Annotated in this window: 15 protein-coding genes, 2 tRNA genes and 3 rRNA genes; 9 read left to right on the top strand and 11 right to left on the bottom strand. The window is 62.5% G+C overall.

All coding sequences use genetic code 11. The annotated features are described in order from the left end of the window. Positions 1 to 40: 40 nt before the first annotated feature. Positions 41 to 769, top strand: coding sequence for a polysaccharide deacetylase family protein (locus CAL28_RS18785; protein WP_094842777.1), 729 nt, complete (start codon positions 41 to 43; stop codon positions 767 to 769). A gap of 48 nt (positions 770 to 817) precedes the next feature. On the opposite strand, the gene CAL28_RS18780 is transcribed toward CAL28_RS18785, so the two are convergent. From CAL28_RS18780 to CAL28_RS18770, 3 genes are read right to left on the bottom strand one after another with little or no spacing between them, the layout of a single operon-like run. Then, the gene (locus CAL28_RS18780) at positions 818 to 1114 is read right to left on the bottom strand and encodes a YkgJ family cysteine cluster protein (RefSeq protein WP_094844709.1); all 297 of its coding nucleotides are present in this window, start codon (positions 1112 to 1114) and stop codon (positions 818 to 820) included. Beyond that, complete coding sequence (locus CAL28_RS18775; RefSeq protein WP_094842776.1) at positions 1114 to 1878, bottom strand: YdcF family protein; 765 nt, start codon at positions 1876 to 1878, stop codon at positions 1114 to 1116. Before CAL28_RS18775 ends, CAL28_RS18780 begins: the two co-directional genes overlap by 1 nt. A gap of 14 nt (positions 1879 to 1892) precedes the next feature. Further along, a complete protein-coding gene (locus CAL28_RS18770) occupies positions 1893 to 2900 on the bottom strand; it encodes a glycosyltransferase family 9 protein (RefSeq protein ID WP_094842775.1) in 1008 nt (335 codons plus the stop codon). Between the two features lie 130 nt (positions 2901 to 3030). On the opposite strand from CAL28_RS18770, the gene msbA reads away from it, so the two are divergent. Further along, positions 3031 to 4809 (top strand): lipid A export permease/ATP-binding protein MsbA, encoded by a 1779-nt coding sequence (gene msbA / locus CAL28_RS18765; RefSeq protein WP_094842774.1) that lies wholly within the window; start codon positions 3031 to 3033, stop codon positions 4807 to 4809. Positions 4810 to 4841: 32 nt separating this feature from the next. Beyond that, positions 4842 to 5402: a DUF924 family protein gene (locus CAL28_RS18760; protein WP_094842773.1), complete on the top strand. Its 561-nt coding sequence runs from the start codon at positions 4842 to 4844 to the stop codon at positions 5400 to 5402. A 195-nt stretch (positions 5403 to 5597) separates the two neighbouring features. Here the strand turns inward: CAL28_RS18760 and rng are convergent, their stop codons facing one another. Beyond that, positions 5598 to 7082: a ribonuclease G gene (rng, locus tag CAL28_RS18755; RefSeq protein ID WP_094844708.1), complete on the bottom strand. Its 1485-nt coding sequence runs from the start codon at positions 7080 to 7082 to the stop codon at positions 5598 to 5600. A 759-nt stretch (positions 7083 to 7841) separates the two neighbouring features. Here rng and CAL28_RS18750 point away from each other — a divergent pair. The 6 genes from CAL28_RS18750 (at position 7842) to CAL28_RS18725 (ending at position 14884) form a co-directional block, all read left to right on the top strand. Continuing rightward, positions 7842 to 9372: ribosomal RNA gene (locus tag CAL28_RS18750) — 16S ribosomal RNA — on the top strand. An 84-nt stretch (positions 9373 to 9456) separates the two neighbouring features. Then, positions 9457 to 9533 (top strand) — tRNA-Ile (locus CAL28_RS18745). 10 nt (positions 9534 to 9543) lie between these two features. Further along, positions 9544 to 9619, top strand: a tRNA-Ala gene (locus tag CAL28_RS18740). Positions 9620 to 9989: 370 nt separating this feature from the next. Further along, a 23S ribosomal RNA gene (locus CAL28_RS18735) occupies positions 9990 to 12874 on the top strand. Between the two features lie 303 nt (positions 12875 to 13177). Continuing rightward, a 5S ribosomal RNA gene (gene rrf / locus CAL28_RS18730) occupies positions 13178 to 13290 on the top strand. Together the 16S, 23S and 5S rRNA genes with 2 tRNA genes alongside form the textbook arrangement of a ribosomal RNA operon. Positions 13291 to 13555: 265 nt before the next feature. After that, the gene (locus CAL28_RS18725; protein ID WP_094842772.1) at positions 13556 to 14884 is read left to right on the top strand and encodes a dicarboxylate/amino acid:cation symporter; all 1329 of its coding nucleotides are present in this window, start codon (positions 13556 to 13558) and stop codon (positions 14882 to 14884) included. A gap of 89 nt (positions 14885 to 14973) precedes the next feature. Here CAL28_RS18725 and CAL28_RS18720 read toward each other — a convergent pair whose 3' ends face one another. The 7 genes from CAL28_RS18720 to CAL28_RS18690 all read right to left on the bottom strand — a co-directional run bounded on the left by CAL28_RS18720 (position 14974) and on the right by CAL28_RS18690 (position 20268). Next, positions 14974 to 15591: a Maf family protein gene (locus CAL28_RS18720; protein ID WP_094842771.1), complete on the bottom strand. Its 618-nt coding sequence runs from the start codon at positions 15589 to 15591 to the stop codon at positions 14974 to 14976. Positions 15592 to 15611: 20 nt separating this feature from the next. Then, a complete protein-coding gene (gene rlmH / locus CAL28_RS18715) occupies positions 15612 to 16082 on the bottom strand; it encodes a 23S rRNA (pseudouridine(1915)-N(3))-methyltransferase RlmH (protein ID WP_094842770.1) in 471 nt (156 codons plus the stop codon). 54 nt (positions 16083 to 16136) lie between these two features. Continuing rightward, positions 16137 to 16532 (bottom strand): ribosome silencing factor, encoded by a 396-nt coding sequence (gene rsfS, locus CAL28_RS18710; protein ID WP_094842769.1) that lies wholly within the window; start codon positions 16530 to 16532, stop codon positions 16137 to 16139. 73 nt (positions 16533 to 16605) lie between these two features. Continuing rightward, positions 16606 to 17196: a nicotinate (nicotinamide) nucleotide adenylyltransferase gene (gene nadD, locus CAL28_RS18705; RefSeq protein WP_094842768.1), complete on the bottom strand. Its 591-nt coding sequence runs from the start codon at positions 17194 to 17196 to the stop codon at positions 16606 to 16608. Further along, a complete protein-coding gene (gene hemF, locus CAL28_RS18700; RefSeq protein WP_094842767.1) occupies positions 17193 to 18128 on the bottom strand; it encodes an oxygen-dependent coproporphyrinogen oxidase in 936 nt (311 codons plus the stop codon). The genes nadD and hemF overlap by 4 nt, the downstream gene beginning before the upstream one ends. Before the next feature lies 1 nt (position 18129). Next, positions 18130 to 19434 carry a phosphoribosylamine--glycine ligase gene (gene purD / locus CAL28_RS18695; protein WP_094842766.1) on the bottom strand — a complete coding sequence of 435 codons (1305 nt, stop codon included), beginning with the start codon at positions 19432 to 19434 and terminating at the stop codon, positions 18130 to 18132. Positions 19435 to 19533: 99 nt separating this feature from the next. Next, positions 19534 to 20268, bottom strand: coding sequence for a YebC/PmpR family DNA-binding transcriptional regulator (locus CAL28_RS18690; RefSeq protein WP_094842765.1), 735 nt, complete (start codon positions 20266 to 20268; stop codon positions 19534 to 19536). Positions 20269 to 20321 lie beyond the last annotated feature (53 nt).

Genomic DNA, 20321 nt, shown 5'->3' with positions numbered 1-20321 from the left:
GCCCATCTCGCGTGGCCGCCCCGATCCTATAATCGCGCCCATGGCGATCCCTATCCTCATGTACCATCAGGTCGGCGCGCTGCCGCCGCGCGGCACGCCTTATCGCGGCCTGACCGTGGACGCCGGCGCTTTCCGGCGGCAAATGTCCTGGATGCGCCGCCTGGGCTACCGGGGGGTGTCCATGCGCGATCTGATGCCGTACCTGCGCGGCGAGCGCACCGGCAAAGTCTTCGGCATCACCTTCGACGATGGCTACCGGAACGTGCACCGCAACGCGATGCCGATACTGTCCGAACTCGGTTTCACCGCCACCAACTACTTCGTCGCCCGCCAGTTCGACGGCAGCAACGTCTGGGACCATGCGCATGGCGTTCCGCCGTCGGCCTTGATGTCGGTGGCTGAAATGCGTGAGTGGGCTGCCGCCGGCAACGAGGTGGGTTCACATACGCTGGATCACGTTCATTTGCCGCAACTCCATGCCGACGAGGCGCGACGCCAGATCGCCGCCTCGCGCCACGAACTGGAAGACGCGCTGGGCGGCCCGGTGACGGCGTTCTGCTATCCCTATGGCGAATACGACCCGGCCGTCATGGAAATGGTGCGCGCGGCCGGCTATGACAACGCCACGCTGACCAAGCGTGGGCTGGCCAACGCCCAGGACGACCCGATGGGCCTGCCACGCGTGCTGGTCGCCGGATCGACCGGCATTATCAGTTTCCTGCGCAAGACGCTGACACCTTACGAGGATCGCAAGCGCCGCCGCTGGTAGCATGCGCCGCGAAGCCCCCGGGGCGGGACGCCTGCCGGCAGCGCCCGGCTAGCCCGGCAAGCCGCCCGCGGGCTGCGGGGCGGTGGCTTGCTCGAGGCGCGCCAGCCACGCGATGGCGTGTTCCCGGTCGGCGCCGCACATATCGGCGGCCGGCCGCAGCCCGCCGCAAAAGTCCGGCCGTTCCGGTTGGCCGAAGACCGCGCAGCGCATGTCGTCGGTCAACTGCACGCAACGCACGCCGGCCGGCTTGCCCTGCGGCATGCCCGGCAGCGGGCGCGTGATCGACGGCGCGATGCAGCAGGCGCCGCATCCGGGCCGGCAGGGCAGGGCGTCCGTGGCGGACATCAGATCCACCCTCGCAGCCAGTACAGGAACAGCCCGGTGTATTCCTTGATGATGGAGCGGCTGGCCTCGAAAGTGCGGTCGTCCGGCAGCCATGGCGAAATGGACGCCGACGCCGGCAGATAAATCTGCGGCTGCGACGGCGCCGGGATCGCCGTCACGCCCTGCTTGCGGAAGGCCGCCATGGCGCGGGGCATGTGCAGGGCCGATGTGACCAGCAGCACGGTGCGGATGTCATGCTCCTTTAACTGGCCTTCCGTCAGGATGGCGTTCTCATACGTCGTCCGACTGTCGTTTTCCAGGATCATGGCGCTGCGCGGGACGCCGGACTGGCGTAGCGCGTGAGCCATGCCCTCCGCTTCGCTGACGTCGCCGCTCAATGCGCCGCCGGAAAGCACGATCTTCGGCGCGCGGCCGGCGTCGTACAGCTGTTCCGCCGTCTGGAAGCGCCGGATGGCCGTTTCGCGGTCGTAGGGCAGGAACCAGTTCTGGCGGTCGTTGGCGATATTGCCGCCCAGCACGACGATGGCGTCCGCCGTCGGCAATTCGGCGGGCGCCCGGTAGGGGTATTCGCTTTCAAGGATGCCGCCCAGCCACAGCGTGGTCGCGGGCAGGGACCAGGCATAGGCCCAGGCCGCGCCGGCCAGCGCCAGGACGAGGCCGGTCTTGCGCCAGCGGAACAGGGCCAGCACCAGACCCAGCACGGCGAGCGCCAGGCACAGATAAAGCGGGATGATGAGATACGCGAGAAGACTGACGATAGACATACCGCCACGATTGTTCAGGCCGGCGCGCCGCCTGTCAATTCGTGGGACTCATGGTCAGCCCTATGTCCATTCAACATTGCCTCCGCGTTACGCAGGACTTCCGCCACGTCGGGCCAGCCCTGGTCGGATCCCAGGCAGCACGCGTGGGGCGACCATGGCCCCGTGCGGTCCCGTTGGGTGACGCCGAACAGCGTAATCTGCCGCGCCCCGGCCGCCGCGGCCACATGGGACACGCCGGAATCGTTGCATATCACCAGGGCGGCCCGGGTGGTCAGCGCGGCGAAGGCCCCCAGTCCCATGGCGGGCAGCAGCAGCGCGTCGGGCGCATTGGCGCGTGCCGCGTCGACCTCGGCGGGGGGCGGACACATGGCGACACGCCTGCCGCGCGACTGCAGATCGCGGGTCAGCGCGGCGTAGCCGGGCCATACCTTATCGCGGCCACGATGCAGTCCCGTGGCCGTGGGCGCGATCAGGACAAAGGGCTCCTGTGCCAGCCCCGCCTCGGACAGGCGGGACTCGGCCTGCGCGCGGTGGGTGGCGGTCAGCGTCAGCTTCAGCTCCGGGGCTGGCTCCGGCGCGCCGGTGGGCAAGCCCCAACGGCCCAGGGCCTCGCGCGCGAGGTGGTACCAGGATTGCACGGCATGCAGCGTCGCGTCGGGCTTGCGTACCGGCCAGCGCAGCAGCGGGCTGCGTCCGTCGTCCCGGTAGCCCGCCACTGGCAGTCCCGCCAGGCGGAAGGCCGCGGCGCTGGACAGGGAATCCGGCAACGCCAGGGCCACCCCCCCGCGGCCGGCGGCCCGCACGTGCGCCCGCACGGCGCCGCGGTCCTCCCAGAACCGGCCCTGCATGGCGATGAAATCGTCCCCGCCCGCCACGCCGGCGAGCAGATCCCGCGCCCAGGGGCGGGCACACAGGACCAGCGGCAGCCCGGTGGCCTGCAGCAGGCGCAGGGCGGGCAGACTCATGCAGACATCGCCTACCCAATTGGGCAGTCGCACATACAAACGGGTCACGGATGGCATAAAGACAGGGTGCCGCGGCGGGGCGGCGTTAGGGTGGGCCAGGGCAGCGGAAGGGGGCTTGCCGCCGGTCGGCCGGTCATGCGGCCAACGGTACAATGCCCCGGACGATTGTATAAAAGCGAGAGATTTCTTGAATTCTGCCACTCGCACCAGGCCAGCCGGGTCGCATCCGGTCAAGGCCGTGCTCTGGAAACGTATTTATTCGCGCGTCGGGTCGCACTGGAAGGCACTGCTGCTGGCGGTCCTGCTGATGGCGGGCGCGGCGGGAACGCAGCCCACCCTGGCCGTCATCATGAAGCCCTTGCTGGACGACGGGTTCAGCGGCGCCCGGCCCTACTATGTATGGGCGATCCCGCTTGCCGTCGTGGGCCTGATTTTCCTGCGCGGCGTATGCAACTTCTTCAGCGACTACCTGCTGGCGTGGGTGGCCAATAACGTCCTCCGCGGCATCCGCCAGGAAATGTTCGATCGCCTGCTCGGCCTGCCGGACGAGCAATTCAAGCGCGGCGACACGGGTCGGCTGTTGAACCGCTTCACCATCGACGCCGGCAATGTCACCGGCTATGCCACGGATGTCATTACCGTGCTGGTGCGGGAAAGCCTGGTCGTGGTCGCGCTGATCTGCGTCCTGCTTTATATGTCCTGGCTGTTGACGCTGATCATCCTGGTCATGCTGCCCGTCTCCGTGCTGATCGCGCGGGTCTTCATCCGGCGCCTGCGCAAGATCAACCGCGAAACCGTCAACATGAACGCCGAACTGACGCGCGTGGTGGGCGAAGGCATCGACGGGCAGCGCGTCATCAAGCTGTTCGACGGCTACGAGTACGAGCGTGGCCGCTTCAGCTATGTCAATTCGCGCCTGCGCCGCTTCGCCATGCGCAGCGCGGTCGCCGATGCCGCCATGACGCCCCTGACGCAGGTCTGCATCGCCTTGTCCGTCGGCGGCATCATCGCTGTCGCTCTCGGACAGGCCAATGCCGGCACGCTCACGGCCGGCAGCTTCGCCGCTTTCATGGCATCCCTGGCGCAGCTGTTCGATCCCGTCAAGCGCCTGACCAACCTGGCCGGCCGCATGCAGCGCATGCTGGTCTCCGCCGAAAGCGTCTTCATGCTTATCGACGAGGTGCCGGAACGTGAAACGGGCGACCGCACGCTGCCCCAGCCGGTACGCGGCCTGGTCGAGTTCCGCGGCGTATGCCACCGCTTCCCCGATGCCAACCGGGATACCGTTACCGATGTGACGTTCACGGTGCAGCCGGGCGAAACCGTGGCGCTGGTCGGACGCTCCGGCAGCGGCAAGACGACGCTGGTGAATATGCTTCCGCGGTTCGTCGCTCCCACCGCCGGGCACATATCGGTCGACGGCATCGATATCCGCGACCTGACGCTGGGCAGCCTCAGGTCGAACCTGTCGCTGGTCAGCCAGGACGTCGTGCTTTTCGACGACACCATCGCGGTCAACGTCGGGTACGGCGCGCTGGGCCAGGCCAGCGACCAGCAGGTGCTGGAGGCCCTGGAAGCCGCCAACCTGCGGGATTTCGTCGACGGCCTGCCCAATGGCATCCACACCCCGGTTGGCGAAAACGCCGCGCGGCTGTCCGGCGGCCAGAGGCAGCGGCTGGCCATTGCGCGCGCGCTGATCAAGAACGCGCCTATCCTGATCCTCGATGAAGCGACCTCGGCGCTGGACAACGAATCGGAAAGGCAGGTTCAGGCTTCGCTGGAGCGGCTCATGAAAGGCCGCACCACGCTGGTGATCGCCCACCGTCTTTCCACCGTGCAGAACGCCGACCGGATCGTCGTGCTGGATAGCGGCCGGGTCATGGAGCAAGGCCGACACGAGGACCTGCTGGCCGCAAACGGCCTTTATGCGTCGCTGTATCGCATGCAATTCCGCGAAACCGAATAATCTGGGCTTTTCGATTCCGGGAGTTGGATTCCATGCCCCTCGCGCAACAGGATCTGCCCGCGGACGCGGCCGCCGTTATTCAGTTCTGGCGTGATGCGGGACCGCGAAAATGGTTTAGCAAGGATCCGGCATTCGATGCGGAGTTCGCGCATCGCTTCGCCGCGCTGCATTTGGCCGCCGCGCGCCGGGAACTGGATCATTGGGCCGCCACCGCCCACGGCGTGCTCGCCTTGCTGATCCTGCTGGATCAATATCCACGCAATGCGTTCCGCGGCAGCGCGCATATGTATGCCACCGATCCACTGGCGCGCCTGTTCGCCAACCGGGCAATCGACCGGGGCCTGGACAAGCAGGCCGAACCGGACATGCTGGTCTTCTTCTATCTGCCTTTCGAACATTCGGAGGACCCGGCGGACCAGGCGCGCTCGGTGGAGCTCGCACAGCGGCTGGATCCCCGCAGCCGGGACTTCGCCATCCTGCACCGGGATATCATCGCGCGCTTCGGGCGGTTCCCCCATCGCAACGCGCAACTGGGCCGGGCGACGACCCCCGAGGAACAGGCATTCCTCGACCAGAAGGGATTCGCCGGGTAGACCACCATCGGCCTATGTCCCCGTGCCCAGGCCAGCGTCGGTCCGGGCTGGCTCTCCGGTCGCGGCGGATCCGGCCATTCCTGCTCGCGCGGGCACGTGGGTGTCCGGATCCATCGGGCCGGATGCGGCCTGCGCCCGCGGGTCTTCGGCCGCGACGGAACCTTCCATGCCCGCTCGCGCAAAATGCGCGGACGTCTAGATCAGGATCAGGTCGTACTGCTCCTGGGTGTAGGCGGCTTCGACCTCCAACGACACGGTTTTGCCGACGAAGTCGCCCAGCATGGCCAAATGCTGGCTTTCCTCTTCGAGGAATAGATCGACCACCTGCTGCGAAGCCAGGATACGGAATTCCTTGGGATTGAACTGGCGCGCCTCGCGCAGGATCTCGCGCAGGATCTCGTAGCAGATCGTGCGCGCCGTGCGCACATGCCCACGGGATTGGCAGGTGGGGCAGGATTCGCACAGCTGGTGTGCCAGCGAATCGCGGGTCCGCTTGCGCGTCATCTCCACCAGTCCCAGCTGGGTGAAGCCGTTCACCGTCATGCGCGTGCGGTCGCGGGCCAGGGCTTTGCGCAGCTCCGCCAACACCGTTTCGCGGTGTTCCACATCTTCCATGTCGATGAAATCCAGGATCACGATGCCGCCCAGATTGCGCAGGCGCAACTGGCGCGCGATCGCCTGCGCCGCTTCCAGGTTCGTCTTGAATATCGTGTCGTCGAAATTGCGGCCGCCGACAAAGCCGCCGGTATTCACGTCCACCGTCGTCAGCGCCTCGGTCTGGTCGATGATGAGATAGCCGCCGGATTTCAGATCGACGCGCCGCGACAGCGCGCGCTGGATCTCTTCGTCCACATTCGCGGTGTCGAACAACGGCCGTTCGCCGCTGTAGTGGTGTATGCGGTCCACTACCGATGGCGTATACAGCCGTGCCCATTCGATCAGATGGGCCGTGGTGGTGCGCGAATCCACGCGAATCATGCCGGTGTGCGGGCCCACCATATCGCGCAGTACGCGTTGCGCCAGCGTGAGGTCCTGGTGCAGCACCGCCGGCGCAGGGTGGCTGCGCGCGGCGGTCTGCACGCTGGCCCATAGTTTGCGCAGGTAATCCAGGTCCGCGCGCAATTCCTCGTCTGTGGAACCCTCCGCCTGGGTGCGGACGATAAATCCCCCTTTTTCCTCGGCGGGCATGAGTGCTTGCAGGCGCTCGCGCAGTAGCGTGCGTTCCGATTCGGAGTCGATCTTTTGCGAGATGCCGATGTGGGGGTCGTGCGGCAGGTAGACCAGCATACGGCCGGCCATGCTGATCTGCGTCGACAGCCGGGCTCCTTTCGTGCCGAGCGGATCCTTGATCACCTGCACCATCAATGTCTGGCCCTCGAACAGCAGCTTCTCGATGGGCGTGGGGTTCAGCCCCTGGCTGCGCTCGGCGCGGTTTTCGCGCAGGTCGGCGATGTGGATGAAAGCGGCCCGTTCCAGGCCGATATCGACGAAGGCGCTCTGCATGCCGGGCAGCACGCGCACCACGCGGCCAAGATAGATATTGCCGACGTGCCCGCGCTGGATGCTGCGTTCAACGTGCAACTCCTGCACGGCGCCCTGCGCGACCACCGCGACGCGGGTCTCGAACGGGGTGACATTAATCAGGATGTCTTCGTAGACGTCGGGAAGGGTGGCTGACATGATGGGACTTTTATCGTTGGGAAGGGGCAGGGCGGCACCGTCGCATCGCGACCGTTCCGCTTGGCGGGCGCGCCTGCACATCAGTCGAAGTCTATCCATAAAGTGGCGCGGCGGCGATTCCCGGCGCCACGGCGGCAAGCCGCGTAACGATGTGCTATAGTCGCGCCCCTTCGCTGTTCGCGAACCGGTCACGACACCGGCGACGCGGGAGCACCACGGTGGTGGTTCTCAACGGACTGCCGGCGCGGGTGATTCCGATGCCGCTTTGGGAGTCGCGGTGGGCGATAAGTGAAGGCGGGAAGGTGAAGCCAGGTTGTCGAGTGCGCGGGTGTGAAGTCGAAGCGAGCTTGATTTGACAGCCCAAAAAAATGTCTTCATAATCTCGTTTCTCTGCTGCTGACACAGCAAACGACGCGAAGCAAAACGGTGGAAACACTGGGTGGAAACACCAGGCAGCAATGCCAGCGACGCGGCAGGCGAAGTCAGCGAGGTTGCAAGACCTCCCGGGTAGCGAGCCCACCTGTTCTTTAAAAACTAAACAACCGATAAGTGTGGGCGCTTGATGGATGGCGGCGCACTCGTCCGGGATCGGCACGCAAGTGCAGGGTCTTGGATGGGGCCGAAGAAATCAAGTGCTCATATAAGTAAGTGTCAGGAATCAGGCGAAGTCAAATTCGTCTGGGTCCTCACTTCCTTTGAGAGCGCTAGCGAAAGACAGTCCCGTGTCGGAAGACGCGTGGGCTGTACGAAACAGAGATTGAACTGAAGAGTTTGATCCTGGCTCAGATTGAACGCTGGCGGGATGCCTTACACATGCAAGTCGAACGGCAGCGCGGACTTCGGTCTGGCGGCGAGTGGCGAACGGGTGAGTAATGTATCGGAACGTGCCCAGTAGCGGGGGATAACTACGCGAAAGCGTAGCTAATACCGCATACGCCCTAAGGGGGAAAGCGGGGGATCTTCGGACCTCGCACTATTGGAGCGGCCGATATCGGATTAGCTAGTTGGTGGGGTAACGGCTCACCAAGGCGACGATCCGTAGCTGGTTTGAGAGGACGACCAGCCACACTGGGACTGAGACACGGCCCAGACTCCTACGGGAGGCAGCAGTGGGGAATTTTGGACAATGGGGGCAACCCTGATCCAGCCATCCCGCGTGTGCGATGAAGGCCTTCGGGTTGTAAAGCACTTTTGGCAGGAAAGAAACGGCGCCGGCTAATACCTGGCGTAACTGACGGTACCTGCAGAATAAGCACCGGCTAACTACGTGCCAGCAGCCGCGGTAATACGTAGGGTGCAAGCGTTAATCGGAATTACTGGGCGTAAAGCGTGCGCAGGCGGTTCGGAAAGAAAGATGTGAAATCCCAGGGCTTAACCTTGGAACTGCATTTTTAACTACCGGGCTAGAGTGTGTCAGAGGGGGGTGGAATTCCACGTGTAGCAGTGAAATGCGTAGATATGTGGAGGAACACCGATGGCGAAGGCAGCCCCCTGGGATAACACTGACGCTCATGCACGAAAGCGTGGGGAGCAAACAGGATTAGATACCCTGGTAGTCCACGCCCTAAACGATGTCAACTAGCTGTTGGGGCCTTCGGGCCTTGGTAGCGCAGCTAACGCGTGAAGTTGACCGCCTGGGGAGTACGGTCGCAAGATTAAAACTCAAAGGAATTGACGGGGACCCGCACAAGCGGTGGATGATGTGGATTAATTCGATGCAACGCGAAAAACCTTACCTACCCTTGACATGTCTGGAATCCCGAAGAGATTTGGGAGTGCTCGCAAGAGAACCGGAACACAGGTGCTGCATGGCTGTCGTCAGCTCGTGTCGTGAGATGTTGGGTTAAGTCCCGCAACGAGCGCAACCCTTGTCATTAGTTGCTACGAAAGGGCACTCTAATGAGACTGCCGGTGACAAACCGGAGGAAGGTGGGGATGACGTCAAGTCCTCATGGCCCTTATGGGTAGGGCTTCACACGTCATACAATGGTCGGGACAGAGGGTCGCCAACCCGCGAGGGGGAGCCAATCCCAGAAACCCGATCGTAGTCCGGATCGCAGTCTGCAACTCGACTGCGTGAAGTCGGAATCGCTAGTAATCGCGGATCAGCATGTCGCGGTGAATACGTTCCCGGGTCTTGTACACACCGCCCGTCACACCATGGGAGTGGGTTTTACCAGAAGTAGTTAGCCTAACCGCAAGGAGGGCGATTACCACGGTAGGATTCATGACTGGGGTGAAGTCGTAACAAGGTAGCCGTATCGGAAGGTGCGGCTGGATCACCTCCTTTCAGAGCAAGTGCTGTTGTCTGTTAAGCGGCCACACTTATCGGTTGTTGAAAAAGACTGGATCGATAGCGGATCCGATGCGAATTGGGTCTGTAGCTCAGTCGGTTAGAGCACCGTCTTGATAAGGCGGGGGTCGTTGGTTCGAATCCAACCAGACCCACCACAGTTTATCTGGGGGTGTAGCTCAGCTGGGAGAGCGCCTGCTTTGCAAGCAGGATGTCATCGGTTCGATCCCGTTCACCTCCACCAGTTTCGTTTGGTGGTGCTGTGCTTGGCGCCCGACTCGGGGGCTGGGGCGGCGTGAGGCCGGGTCCGCGAGAAAAGAGAGTTCAACGGTCAGTGTCTGCCGGTGTTTGTTCCGTGAAGCGGGGCGAGCGGCCGGGGTATTGAGCGTTGAGTTTTTGGCTCGACAGTTTTATTCGTTCTTTAACAATCTGGAAGAAGCACAACGAGAAGTATTGGCGGTGCATTGATATTTGATGCGCCGTTGGATACGGGTTGTGATTGCATGATAGTTCAAACTCAAGTGTATTGAGGATTTGAACGGCACAAACGCGAAGTAATCATGTCAGAAGCAAGACGGTTGCTTGAAGAGGTTTTATAGCCATTAGCGTTATAGGATCAAGCGACTAAGTGCATATGGTGGATGCCTTGGCGATCACAGGCGATGAAGGACGTTGTAGCCTGCGAAAAGCTGCGGGGAGCTGGCAAACAAGCATTGATCCGCAGATATCCGAATGGGGAAACCCACCGCCGCAAGGCGGTATCCTGGGCTGAATACATAGGTTCCAGGAAGCGAACCGGGTGAACTGAAACATCTCAGTAACTCGAGGAACAGAAATCAACCGAGATTCCGAAAGTAGTGGCGAGCGAAATCGGAAGAGCCTTTACGATTTAGCGCGTTGTATAGTCGAACGGGATGGAAAGCCCGGCCGTAGCAGGTGATAGCCCTGTAGGCGAAATGCAATGCGTGGAACTAGGCGTAAGAGAAGTAGGGCGGGACACGTGAAATCCTGTTTGAAGATGGGGGGACCATCCTCCAAGGCTAAATACTCGTGATCGACCGATAGTGAACCAGTACCGTGAGGGAAAGGCGAAAAGAACCCCGGAAGGGGAGTGAAATAGATCCTGAAACCGTATGCATACAAACAGTCGGAGCCTCCTTGTGGGGTGACGGCGTACCTTTTGTATAATGGGTCAGCGACTTACATTCAGTGGCAAGCTTAACCGGATAGGGAAGGCGTAGCGAAAGCGAGTCCGAATAGGGCGTTCAGTCGCTGGGTGTAGACCCGAAACCAGATGATCTATCCATGGCCAGGTTGAAGGCACGGTAACACGTGCTGGAGGACCGAACCCACTAGTGTTGAAAAACTAGGGGATGAGCTGTGGATAGGGGTGAAAGGCTAAACAAATCTGGAAATAGCTGGTTCTCTCCGAAAACTATTTAGGTAGTGCCTCAAGTATGACTGCGGGGGGTAGAGCACTGTTATGGCTAGGGGGTCATGGCGACTTACCAAACCATGGCAAACTCCGAATACCCGCAAGTCCAGCTTGGGAGACAGAGCACCGGGTGCTAACGTCCGGACTCAAGAGGGAAACAACCCAGACCGCCAGCTAAGGTCCCCAATTATCGCTAAGTGGGAAACGAAGTGGGAAGGCTTAGACAGTCAGGAGGTTGGCTTAGAAGCAGCCATCCTTTAAAGAAAGCGTAATAGCTCACTGATCGAGTCGTCCTGCGCGGAAGATGTAACGGGGCTAAGCGATAAACCGAAGCTGCGGGTGTGCAGGTCAAACTGCACGCGGTAGGAGAGCGTTCTGTAAGCCTGTGAAGGTGACTCGTAAGGGTTGCTGGAGGTATCAGAAGTGCGAATGCTGACATGAGTAGCGATAAAGGGGGTGAAAAGCCCCCTCGCCGTAAGTCCAAGGTTTCCTGCGCAACGTTCATCGGCGCAGGGTGAGTCGGCCCCTAAGGCGAGGCAGAGATGCGTAGCTGATGGGAAGCTGGTTAATATTCCAGCACCGTCGTACAGTGCGATGGGGGGACGGATCGCGGAAGATCATCAGGGTGTTGGAAGTCCCTGTTGCTGCATTAGAGAGGGCGCTTAGGCAAATCCGGGCGCGTGACTCAAGGGTGTGGCACGAGCGAGCATGTCTCGCGAAGTGATTGGAAGTGGTTCCAAGAAAAGCCTCTAAGCTTCAGCTGTACGAGACCGTACCGCAAACCGACACAGGTGGACGGGATGAATATTCCAAGGCGCTTGAGAGAACTCGGGAGAAGGAACTCGGCAAATTGATACCGTAACTTCGGGAGAAGGTATGCCCCGGTAGTGTGAGGCGCCTGCGCGCTGAGCATGATGGGGTCGCAGAGAATCGGTGGCTGCGACTGTTTATTAAAAACACAGCACTCTGCAAAGACGAAAGTCGACGTATAGGGTGTGACGCCTGCCCGGTGCCGGAAGGTTAAGTGATGGGGTGCAAGCTCTTGATCGAAGCCCCGGTAAACGGCGGCCGTAACTATAACGGTCCTAAGGTAGCGAAATTCCTTGTCGGGTAAGTTCCGACCTGCACGAATGGCGTAACGATGGCCACACTGTCTCCTCCCGAGACTCAGCGAAGTTGAAGTGTTTGTGATGATGCAATCTACCCGCGGCTAGACGGAAAGACCCCATGAACCTTTACTGTAGCTTTGCATTGGACTGTGAACCGGCCTGTGTAGGATAGGTGGGAGGCGCGGAAACCGAGTCGCCAGATTCGGTGGAGCCAACCTTGAAATACCACCCTGGTCTGTTTGCGGTTCTAACCTTGGCCCGTTATCCGGGTTGGGGACAGTGCATGGTGGGCAGTTTGACTGGGGCGGTCTCCTCCCAAAGCGTAACGGAGGAGTTCGAAGGTACGCTAGGTACGGTCGGAAATCGTGCTGATAGTGCAATGGCATAAGCGTGCTTGACTGTGAGACTGACAAGTCGAACAGGTGCGAAAGCAGGACATAGTGATCCGGTGGTTCTGAATGGAAGGGCCATCGCTCAACGGATAAAAGGTACTCTGGGGATAACAGGCTGATACCGCCCAAGAGTTCATATCGACGGCGGTGTTTGGCACCTCGATGTCGGCTCATCTCATCCTGGGGCTGTAGCCGGTCCCAAGGGTATGGCTGTTCGCCATTTAAAGAGGTACGTGAGCTGGGTTTAAAACGTCGTGAGACAGTTTGGTCCCTATCTGCCGTGGGCGTTGGATACTTGACGGAGCCTGCTCCTAGTACGAGAGGACCGGAGTGGACGTACCTCTGGTGTACCGGTTGTCATGCCAATGGCATTGCCGGGTAGCTATGTACGGAAGAGATAACCGCTGAAGGCATCTAAGCGGGAAACTCGTCTGAAGATTAGGTATCCCGGGGCCTCGAGCCCCCTGAAGGGTCGTTCAAGACCAGGACGTTGATAGGTCGGGTGTGGAAGCGCAGTAATGCGTTAAGCTAACCGATACTAATTGCCCGTGCGGCTTGATCCTATAACCCTGATGGTTAGACCCCCATCGAACAACCCTTGCAGCTGACCGCAAGCCGGCGCCTGTTGCCTCGCGCAACCTGCCCCGTGACTTGCCCTGATTGCTTGGCGTAGACGTGCCAATGCGGATCGCTTGCGATCCGCCACGCAGTCCCAACCCGAATCCTGTGCCCAGCCCCCCGCGCGAAAGCGCCAGGCTGGCCACCCCAATACCCTCGCCCGGACCTCACCGCCCGGCGTGCTTCATCCAGATTGGCGTGACGCGCAGCGTCCTTACCGGACCGCGCGCGGCGCGCAACCCTTTACGCCTGACGACCATAGCAAGGTGGTACCACTCCTTCCCATCCCGAACAGGACAGTGAAACGCCTTCGCGCCGATGATAGTGGACGGACGTCTGTGAAAGTAGGTCATCGTCAGGCTCTTATCCCCAAAACCCCGCTGGGCTCCCCAGCGGGGTTTTGCTTTTGCGGCCAGCGGTGGCTGCTTCCATGTGTGAAGCGGATTCCAGGAGCCCGAACCGCTCCGGATGATTTGCCGGGTGGCAGGAAACGGCTTTCGCGGAATTCAGTTTTCCGGAGTCTCGCGGCCTAGGGGCTTGCGTGGAGTGCGATAATTCAGGCTTACGGCGTAGGCACGATGTTCGTAGCCTTGCAGTCGCCTGATGAGAAAACAAGTGGAAGAGCAATGATCGAAATAGATCAAACCGCAGTACCGCGGAAGCAGAAGTTTTATCAGATTCTGTATGTGCAGGTCTTAGTCGCAATCGTCATCGGTATCTTGCTGGGCTACTACAAGCCTGACACCGCGGAGGCGATGCGCCCACTGGGTGACGGCTTTATCAAGCTGGTCAAGCTGATCATTGCCCCCGTCATCTTCCTCACGGTCAGTACCGGGATCGCCGGCATGAACGACCTGAAGCGTGTCGGCCGTGTCGCGGGCAAGGCCTTCGCGTATTTTCTGGTTTTTTCCACGATCGCGTTGATCGTTGGCATGGTGGTCAGCCACATCGTCCAGCCCGGTGCCGGCATGCACGTTAATCCGCAGACGCTGGATAACAAGGCCGTTGCCGATTACGTCACCAAGGCGCATGACAGCACCATCACCGGCTTCCTGATGAATGTGATTCCCAGCTCGCTGGCCGGACCGTTCGTCACGGGCGACATCCTCCAGGTGCTGTTCGTGTCGGTCCTGTTCGGCGTCGCGCTGGCTTTGGTTGGCGACCGCGGCAAGCCGGTGCTGGATCTGCTGAACGCAGTGGCGCATCCCATCTTCAAGATGGTTGCCATACTGATGCGCGCCGCGCCCATCGGGGCTTTCGGCGCGATGGCTTTCACCATCGGCAAATACGGCATCAAGTCGGTGATAAACCTGGCGGCACTGGTGGGCACGTTCTACGGAACCGCGATTCTTTTCGTGGTTGTCGTGCTCGGCCTCGTGGCGCGCTACAACGGTTTCTCCATCATCAAGCTGGTGCGCTATATCCGCGAGGAACTCCTGCTGGTGCTCGGCACCAGCTCGTCCGAGGCCGCGCTGCCCAGCCTGATGCAAAAGATGGAGCGCGCCGGCTGCTCCAAGTCCGTGGTCGGGCTGGTGGTGCCGACGGGGTATTCGTTCAATCTGGATGGCACCAACATTTATATGACCATGGCGGCGCTGTTCATCGCCCAGGCTTGCGACATTCATCTGTCGCTGGGCGACCAGGTGCTTTTGCTGTTGGTGGCCATGCTCAGTTCGAAAGGAGCGGCGGGCGTCACGGGCTCCGGCTTTATCACGCTGGCTGCCACGCTGTCGGTGGTGCCCAGCCTGCCCATCGCCGGCATGGCCTTGATTCTGGGTGTGGATCGCTTCATGTCGGAGTGCCGCGCGCTGACGAACCTGATCGGCAATGCCACGGCGTCCGTGGTCGTTGCCCGTTGGGAAGGGCAATTGGACAAGGCCGCGCTGGATGCCGCGCTGAACGGCGATCCCCGGCCGGTGGCACCTCCCCAACCGGCGGTGGCAACGGGGCGTTAAGCCCCCCAACAGGTCCGGCGCGCCGCTTCGGGCGCCCAAGCGGTATATGACATGCCCTGGCGCGGTTCACGCGCCAGGGCATGTGGTTTTTAAGGCAAGGCGATATCGACGCGCTGCAGCAGCGCCGCGGTTTCGAACAGGGGCAATCCCATCACGCCCGTGTAGCTGCCGTCGATACGCTCGATGAATGCGGCTGCCAGCCCCTGGATGCCATAGGCCCCCGCCTTGCCGTAGGGTTCCCCGCTGTCGCAGTAGCGGCGGACCTCGTCGGAGTCCAGCGGCCGCATCCATACTTGCGTAATAGAGACCTTTTCGTGCAGGCGATCGTGCGCGAACAGTGCGACGGCAGTGTGGACCTCGTGGCGGGAACCGGAGAGCCGCATCAGCATATGGATGGCGTGATCGCGGTCGGCCGGCTTGCCCAGGACCTCCCCATCCAGGATGACGGTTGTATCGGCGGCCAGCAAGGGCAGGCGCGGCAGATTCATGTCCTGCCGGTATTGCTCGCCTCGGACCGCTTTTTCACGAGCGGTTCGACGGACGTAATCAGCGGCCGGCTCGCCCGCGTGTTGCGGTTCGTCCTCGCCGGGAGGCGAGGGCACGTCCAGCACGCGATGCGCCAGGCCGATCTGCATGAGCAATTCGCGCCGGCGCGGGCTGGCCGAGGCAAGATACAGGCGGGGGGCGGGGTCTCGATCGGAAGGCATGCGTGGCGGGTGCGCGGGATTCACGCGCGGTGATAAGGATGGTTGCTCAGGATCGCCCATGCGCGGTAGAGCTGTTCCGCAAGCAGTACGCGCACCATCGGGTGCGGCAGGGTCAGCGAAGACAGGCGGATCAAACCGTCGCAGGAGGCTTTCAGCGTTGCGTCCAACCCGTCGGGCCCGCCCACCAAAAGCGCGACGTCACGGCCCTGCGCGCGCCACTGCTCCAGCGTCTTCGCCAGCGCAGCCGTCGTCAGGTCGCGTCCACGTTCGTCCAGGGCAATCCTCAACGCGCCGGGCGGCGCCCCCGCCTCTATGCGCTTGGCTTCCGCCGCCATCATCTGCGCCGTGGTCTTGCCGCTGGTGCGCGGTTCCGGTTTGATCTCCCGCAATTCGAGCGCGCAATCGGCGGGCAGCCGGCGGGCATAGTCGTCCCATGCGGTTTGGACCCAGGCCGGCATGCGGTTGCCGACGGCGACGACGACGAGCTTCACGGTGTGCGGGTTCCGAGGGCGGCCAGGGCATTCATCGTGTGGCGCCTTGCCGGTTCAGATATCGTCTTCGTCGTAGGTGGCGCCGGATAGGGCCGCGCGCGAGGATTGCGGCAGCAGCTTGACCCGCACGGGCTTGCCGCCCCAGATTTCTTCCAGGTTGTAGTACTCGCGTATCGCCGGCTGCATGACATGGACAACGATGTCGCCGAGATCGATGACTACCCATTCGCCCGTCTCTTCGCCTTCGACGGTAACCGACAACTTCAGGGCGCGGCCGCTGTTCGCCACGCTGGAGGCCAGGGCGCGGGTCTGCCGGTTCGAGGTGCCGCTGGCAATGACGACCCGATCGAACAGGCTGGTCAGATGGGTGGTATTGAAGACCTTGATATCCTGCGCCTTGACGTCTTCAAGGGCGTCAATGACAGCGCGTTGTAGTTTCTGTATTTCCATGTCGCAACTATAACCGCCGCCCGCGGGTTTCGGGTCGGCGGATGCTGCTCCGCCGTTGGACGGGGGCTACTCCTCAGTCATGGTAGAGGCGGTGGGCACGGATGTATCGATATACCGGTTCAGCGACCAGGCCATCCACCGGCAAATCATGTGCCAGGCGATCCCGGATCGCCGATGCGGAAACGGGCATTTCGGCGAAAGGGACAATCTCCACGCCGCGCTGTTGGGCCGCCAGATGGTGTTGGAGCTGCGCCGGCGGGTCCAGGGGTATCCCGGGGCGCGTGGCCACGGCCAGGTCTACGCCGTCGGCAATGGCCTGCCATTCCCGCCAGGTGCAGAAATTGGCCAGCTGATCCGCGCCGAGCAGCCATACATGGCGCTGCTCCGCAGGCAGGCCGCGTACGGTGTCGATGGTGTAGGTGGGGCCGCCGCGGTCGATTTCGGCGGTATTCAGTACGATCCGGGGTTCATCGGCGATCGCCAGGCGGATCATGTCGCAGCGTTGCGACGGTGTCGCTCGCAGCGGCCCTCTTTGCCAGGGCGCCGCCGCGGGAATCAACTGGACCTGTGCCAGGTCCAGCGCATCCAGCGCCGCGCGCGCCAGCGCCAGATGCGCCACGTGCACGGGGTCGAAGCTGCCACCCAGCAAGCCGATGCGTTTCAAAGCCAGTCCCGGGGCGCAAGAAAGGCGGCGAGGGCAGCTTCCGGCGTGCCCGGCTCGGGTTTCCAGTCGTAGCGCCAGTTGGCGACGGGCGGCATCGACAAAAGAATGGATTCTGTACGGCCGCCGGATTGCAGGCCGAACAGGGTGCCGCGGTCATAGACCAGATTGAATTCGACGTAGCGGCCGCGGCGATAGGCCTGGAAGGCACGCTCACGCTCGCCGTACGGTTCGTTCCTGCGCAGCTCCACGATGGGCATATACGCGGGGAGGAAGGCATCCCCCACATCGCGGACCAGGGCAAAGCAGGCGTCGAATCCGGGTTCGTCCAGGTCGTCGAAGAATATGCCGCCGATACCGCGCGTTTCGGAACGATGCTTCAGATAGAAATACTCGTCGCACCACTTCTTGAAGCGGGGGTAATAGTCTTCACCATGCGGCGCGAGTGCATCGCGGCAGATGCGGTGGAAATGGCGGGCATCCTCTTCGAAGGCGTAGTAGGGGGTCAGGTCCATGCCCCCACCGAACCAGAATGCGGACGTCTCGCCGCTGTGTCGCGCCGGCGCGACAAAAAGCCGTACATTCATGTGCACGGTGGGCACATAGGGATTGCGTGGATGCAGCACCAGCGATACGCCCATCGCCTGCCAGGGCCGGCCGGCCAGCTCCGGGCGCCGCGCGCTGGCCGAAGGCGGCAGGTTCTGTCCCATGACGTGACTGAACAGCACGGCCGCGCGTTCGAACACCGGCCCGCCTTCGAGCATCCGCGATACACCGCCGCCGCCTTCCGGTCTTTCCCATGCATCCGTGCGGAAGGCGGTGCCGTCCGCCTGCTCCAGGGCGGCGACGATGCGCGCCTGCAGGTTGGCGAAGTAGTCACTGGCCGATTCAACGGCGGATTCGAAGGGAAGAAGGGATGCGGATGCGGCGTTCATTTCAAGTGCTTGTCTTCGGTTTGGGCGGTACGCGTTTGAGGGCACGCCAGCCGATATCGGTACGGTACTGGCGGCCGTCGAACACGACCCGGTCCACGGTTTCGTAAGCGCGCTCGCGGGCCATGCGTACCGAATCCCCCAGGGCCGTTACGCACAGGACGCGACCGCCCGAGGTCTTGACCTGATCACCGTCCAATTGCGTGGCGGCATGGAACACCATGCAATCCGCGGCGTCTTCCGGCAAGCCGGTAATCACGTCGCCGGTACGTGGCGTACCAGGATAGTTGTGTGCAGCCAGCACCACGCCCAGGGCGGTGCGCCGGTCCCAGACGATATCCGCCTGGTTCAGCGTTCCGGCAATGGCATGTTCCAGCACATCGACGAAGTCGCTTTTGATCCGCATCATGATCGGTTGCGTTTCCGGATCGCCCATGCGGCAGTTGAACTCCAGTACCTTGATCGGGCGGTCCGGATCGTCGCCGGCCGCGATCATCAGGCCGGCATAAAGAAAACCCGTATACGGCAGGCCGTCGCGCGCCATGCCCTGCACCGTGGGCAGGATGACTTCCCGCATGATGCGATGGTGCAGCTCCGGCGTCACGACCGGTGCCGGCGAATAGGCGCCCATGCCGCCGGTGTTGGGCCCCTGGTCGCCGTCCTTCAACCGCTTGTGGTCCTGGCTGGTAGCCAGTGCCAGCACATTGCGTCCGTCGACCATGACGATGAAGCTCGCTTCCTCGCCTTCCAGGCATTCCTCGATGACCACGCGGGCCCCGGCCGCGCCCAGCGAGCCATCGCCCAGCATGGCGTCGACGGCCGCGTGCGCCTCTTCCAGGGAGGTCGCGACCACCACACCCTTGCCGGCGGCCAGGCCGTCGGCCTTGATCACGATGGGGGCGCCTTCCTGGTCGATATAGGCGTGCGCCAGCGCGGGGTCGGTGAAGGTCTGGTACCGAGCGGTGGGAATGTTGTGCCGCACCATGAAGGCCTTGGCGTAGTCCTTGGAGCTTTCCAGCTGCGCGGCGGCCTTGGTCGGACCGAAGATTTTCAGGCCGCGCGAGCGGAATACATCGACGACGCCAGCGGCCAGGGGCGCTTCCGGTCCGACCACGGTAAGCGATACCCCTTCGCGCTGGACGAAGTCCGCCAGTTCTTCCGCCTGGGTCAAGGGCACGTTTTGCAGGCTGTCGTGCTGCGTGCCGCCGTTGCCGGGGGCGACATAAACCTTATGCACGCGCGGCGACTGCGCCAGACGCCAGGCGAGGGCATGTTCGCGGCCGCCCGAACCGATAACCAGGAGTTTCATAGTGAATGGCTGATAAAGATAAACGCGCGGGGACTGCGCCGGGGGGCGCCGTGGCGGCGCCCCGAGAGGGGGGACCTGCGCGCGGCAGGTCCAGGGAGATCAGGCGCCGGTTTCATCGAGGATGGCGGTGGTATAGACCTCCTGCACGTCATCCAGCCCTTCCAGTGCATCGAGCAGCTTTTGCATCTTGACGGCGTCCTCGCCCGCGAGCTCGGTTTCGTTCAACGCCTTCATGATGATGCCGTCCATCTCGGCCTTCAGGCCGGCGGCTTCGAAGGCCTGGCGCAGCGCCGCGTAGTCGGCCGGTGCGCAGATGACTTCGATCACGCCTTCGGCGTCCGTTACCACGTCTTCGGCGCCGGCTTCCAGGGCGGTTTCCATCACTTTGTCTTCGGGCGTGCCGGGCGCGAAAATGAACTGGCCGCAGTGCTTGAACATGAACGCCACCGAGCCCTCCTGCCCCAGGTTGCCGCCGTTCTTGGCGAACGCATGGCGCACCTCCGCGACCGTGCGGGTGCGGTTGTCGGTCATGCAGTCGACGATGACCGCCGCGCCGCCCACGCCGTAGCCTTCGTAGCGCACTTCTTCGTAGTTGTCGCCGTCCGCGCCGCCCGCGCCGCGTTGGATGGCGCGCTGGATGTTGTCCTTGGGCATGTTGGCGTCGGTCGCCTTGTCCCAGGCCAGCCGCAAGCGCGGGTTGCTTTCCGGATCGGCTCCGCCGGCACGTGCCGCAACGGTGATTTCACGGATGATCTTGGTCCACAGCTTGCCGCGCTTGGCGTCCTGGCGGCCCTTGCGGTGCTGAATATTGGCCCATTTACTGTGTCCGGCCATGGCTTTCCGAATAAGAGTGAGGCAAAGACGGCTATTTTACCGTGCCGCTTCCG

This window comes from Bordetella genomosp. 11 (genome assembly GCF_002261215.1).
Lineage (GTDB): Bacteria > Pseudomonadota > Gammaproteobacteria > Burkholderiales > Burkholderiaceae_B > Bordetella_C.
The sequence above is the reverse complement of the archived record's forward strand: the minus strand, read 5'-3'. Positions and strand labels throughout refer to the sequence as shown.

Bases quoted from the DNA above. Each gene is read 5' to 3' on its own strand.
- purD (WP_094842766.1), bottom strand. From the start codon at position 19,434: ATGAAACTCCTGGTTATCGGTTCGGGCGGCCGCGAACATGCCCTCGCC.
- rng (WP_094844708.1), bottom strand. From the start codon at position 7,082: ATGTCAGCCACCCTTCCCGACGTCTACGAAGACATCCTGATTAATGTC.
- CAL28_RS18785 (WP_094842777.1), top strand. From the start codon at position 41: ATGGCGATCCCTATCCTCATGTACCATCAGGTCGGCGCGCTGCCGCCG.
- CAL28_RS18775 (WP_094842776.1), bottom strand. From the start codon at position 1,878: ATGTCTATCGTCAGTCTTCTCGCGTATCTCATCATCCCGCTTTATCTG.
- CAL28_RS18690 (WP_094842765.1), bottom strand. From the start codon at position 20,268: ATGGCCGGACACAGTAAATGGGCCAATATTCAGCACCGCAAGGGCCGC.
- CAL28_RS18725 (WP_094842772.1), top strand. From the start codon at position 13,556: ATGATCGAAATAGATCAAACCGCAGTACCGCGGAAGCAGAAGTTTTAT.
- rsfS (WP_094842769.1), bottom strand. From the start codon at position 16,532: ATGGAAATACAGAAACTACAACGCGCTGTCATTGACGCCCTTGAAGAC.
- CAL28_RS18770 (WP_094842775.1), bottom strand. From the start codon at position 2,900: ATGCCATCCGTGACCCGTTTGTATGTGCGACTGCCCAATTGGGTAGGC.
- CAL28_RS18760 (WP_094842773.1), top strand. From the start codon at position 4,842: ATGCCCCTCGCGCAACAGGATCTGCCCGCGGACGCGGCCGCCGTTATT.
- CAL28_RS18720 (WP_094842771.1), bottom strand. From the start codon at position 15,591: ATGCCTTCCGATCGAGACCCCGCCCCCCGCCTGTATCTTGCCTCGGCC.
- CAL28_RS18780 (WP_094844709.1), bottom strand. From the start codon at position 1,114: ATGTCCGCCACGGACGCCCTGCCCTGCCGGCCCGGATGCGGCGCCTGC.
- hemF (WP_094842767.1), bottom strand. From the start codon at position 18,128: ATGAACGCCGCATCCGCATCCCTTCTTCCCTTCGAATCCGCCGTTGAA.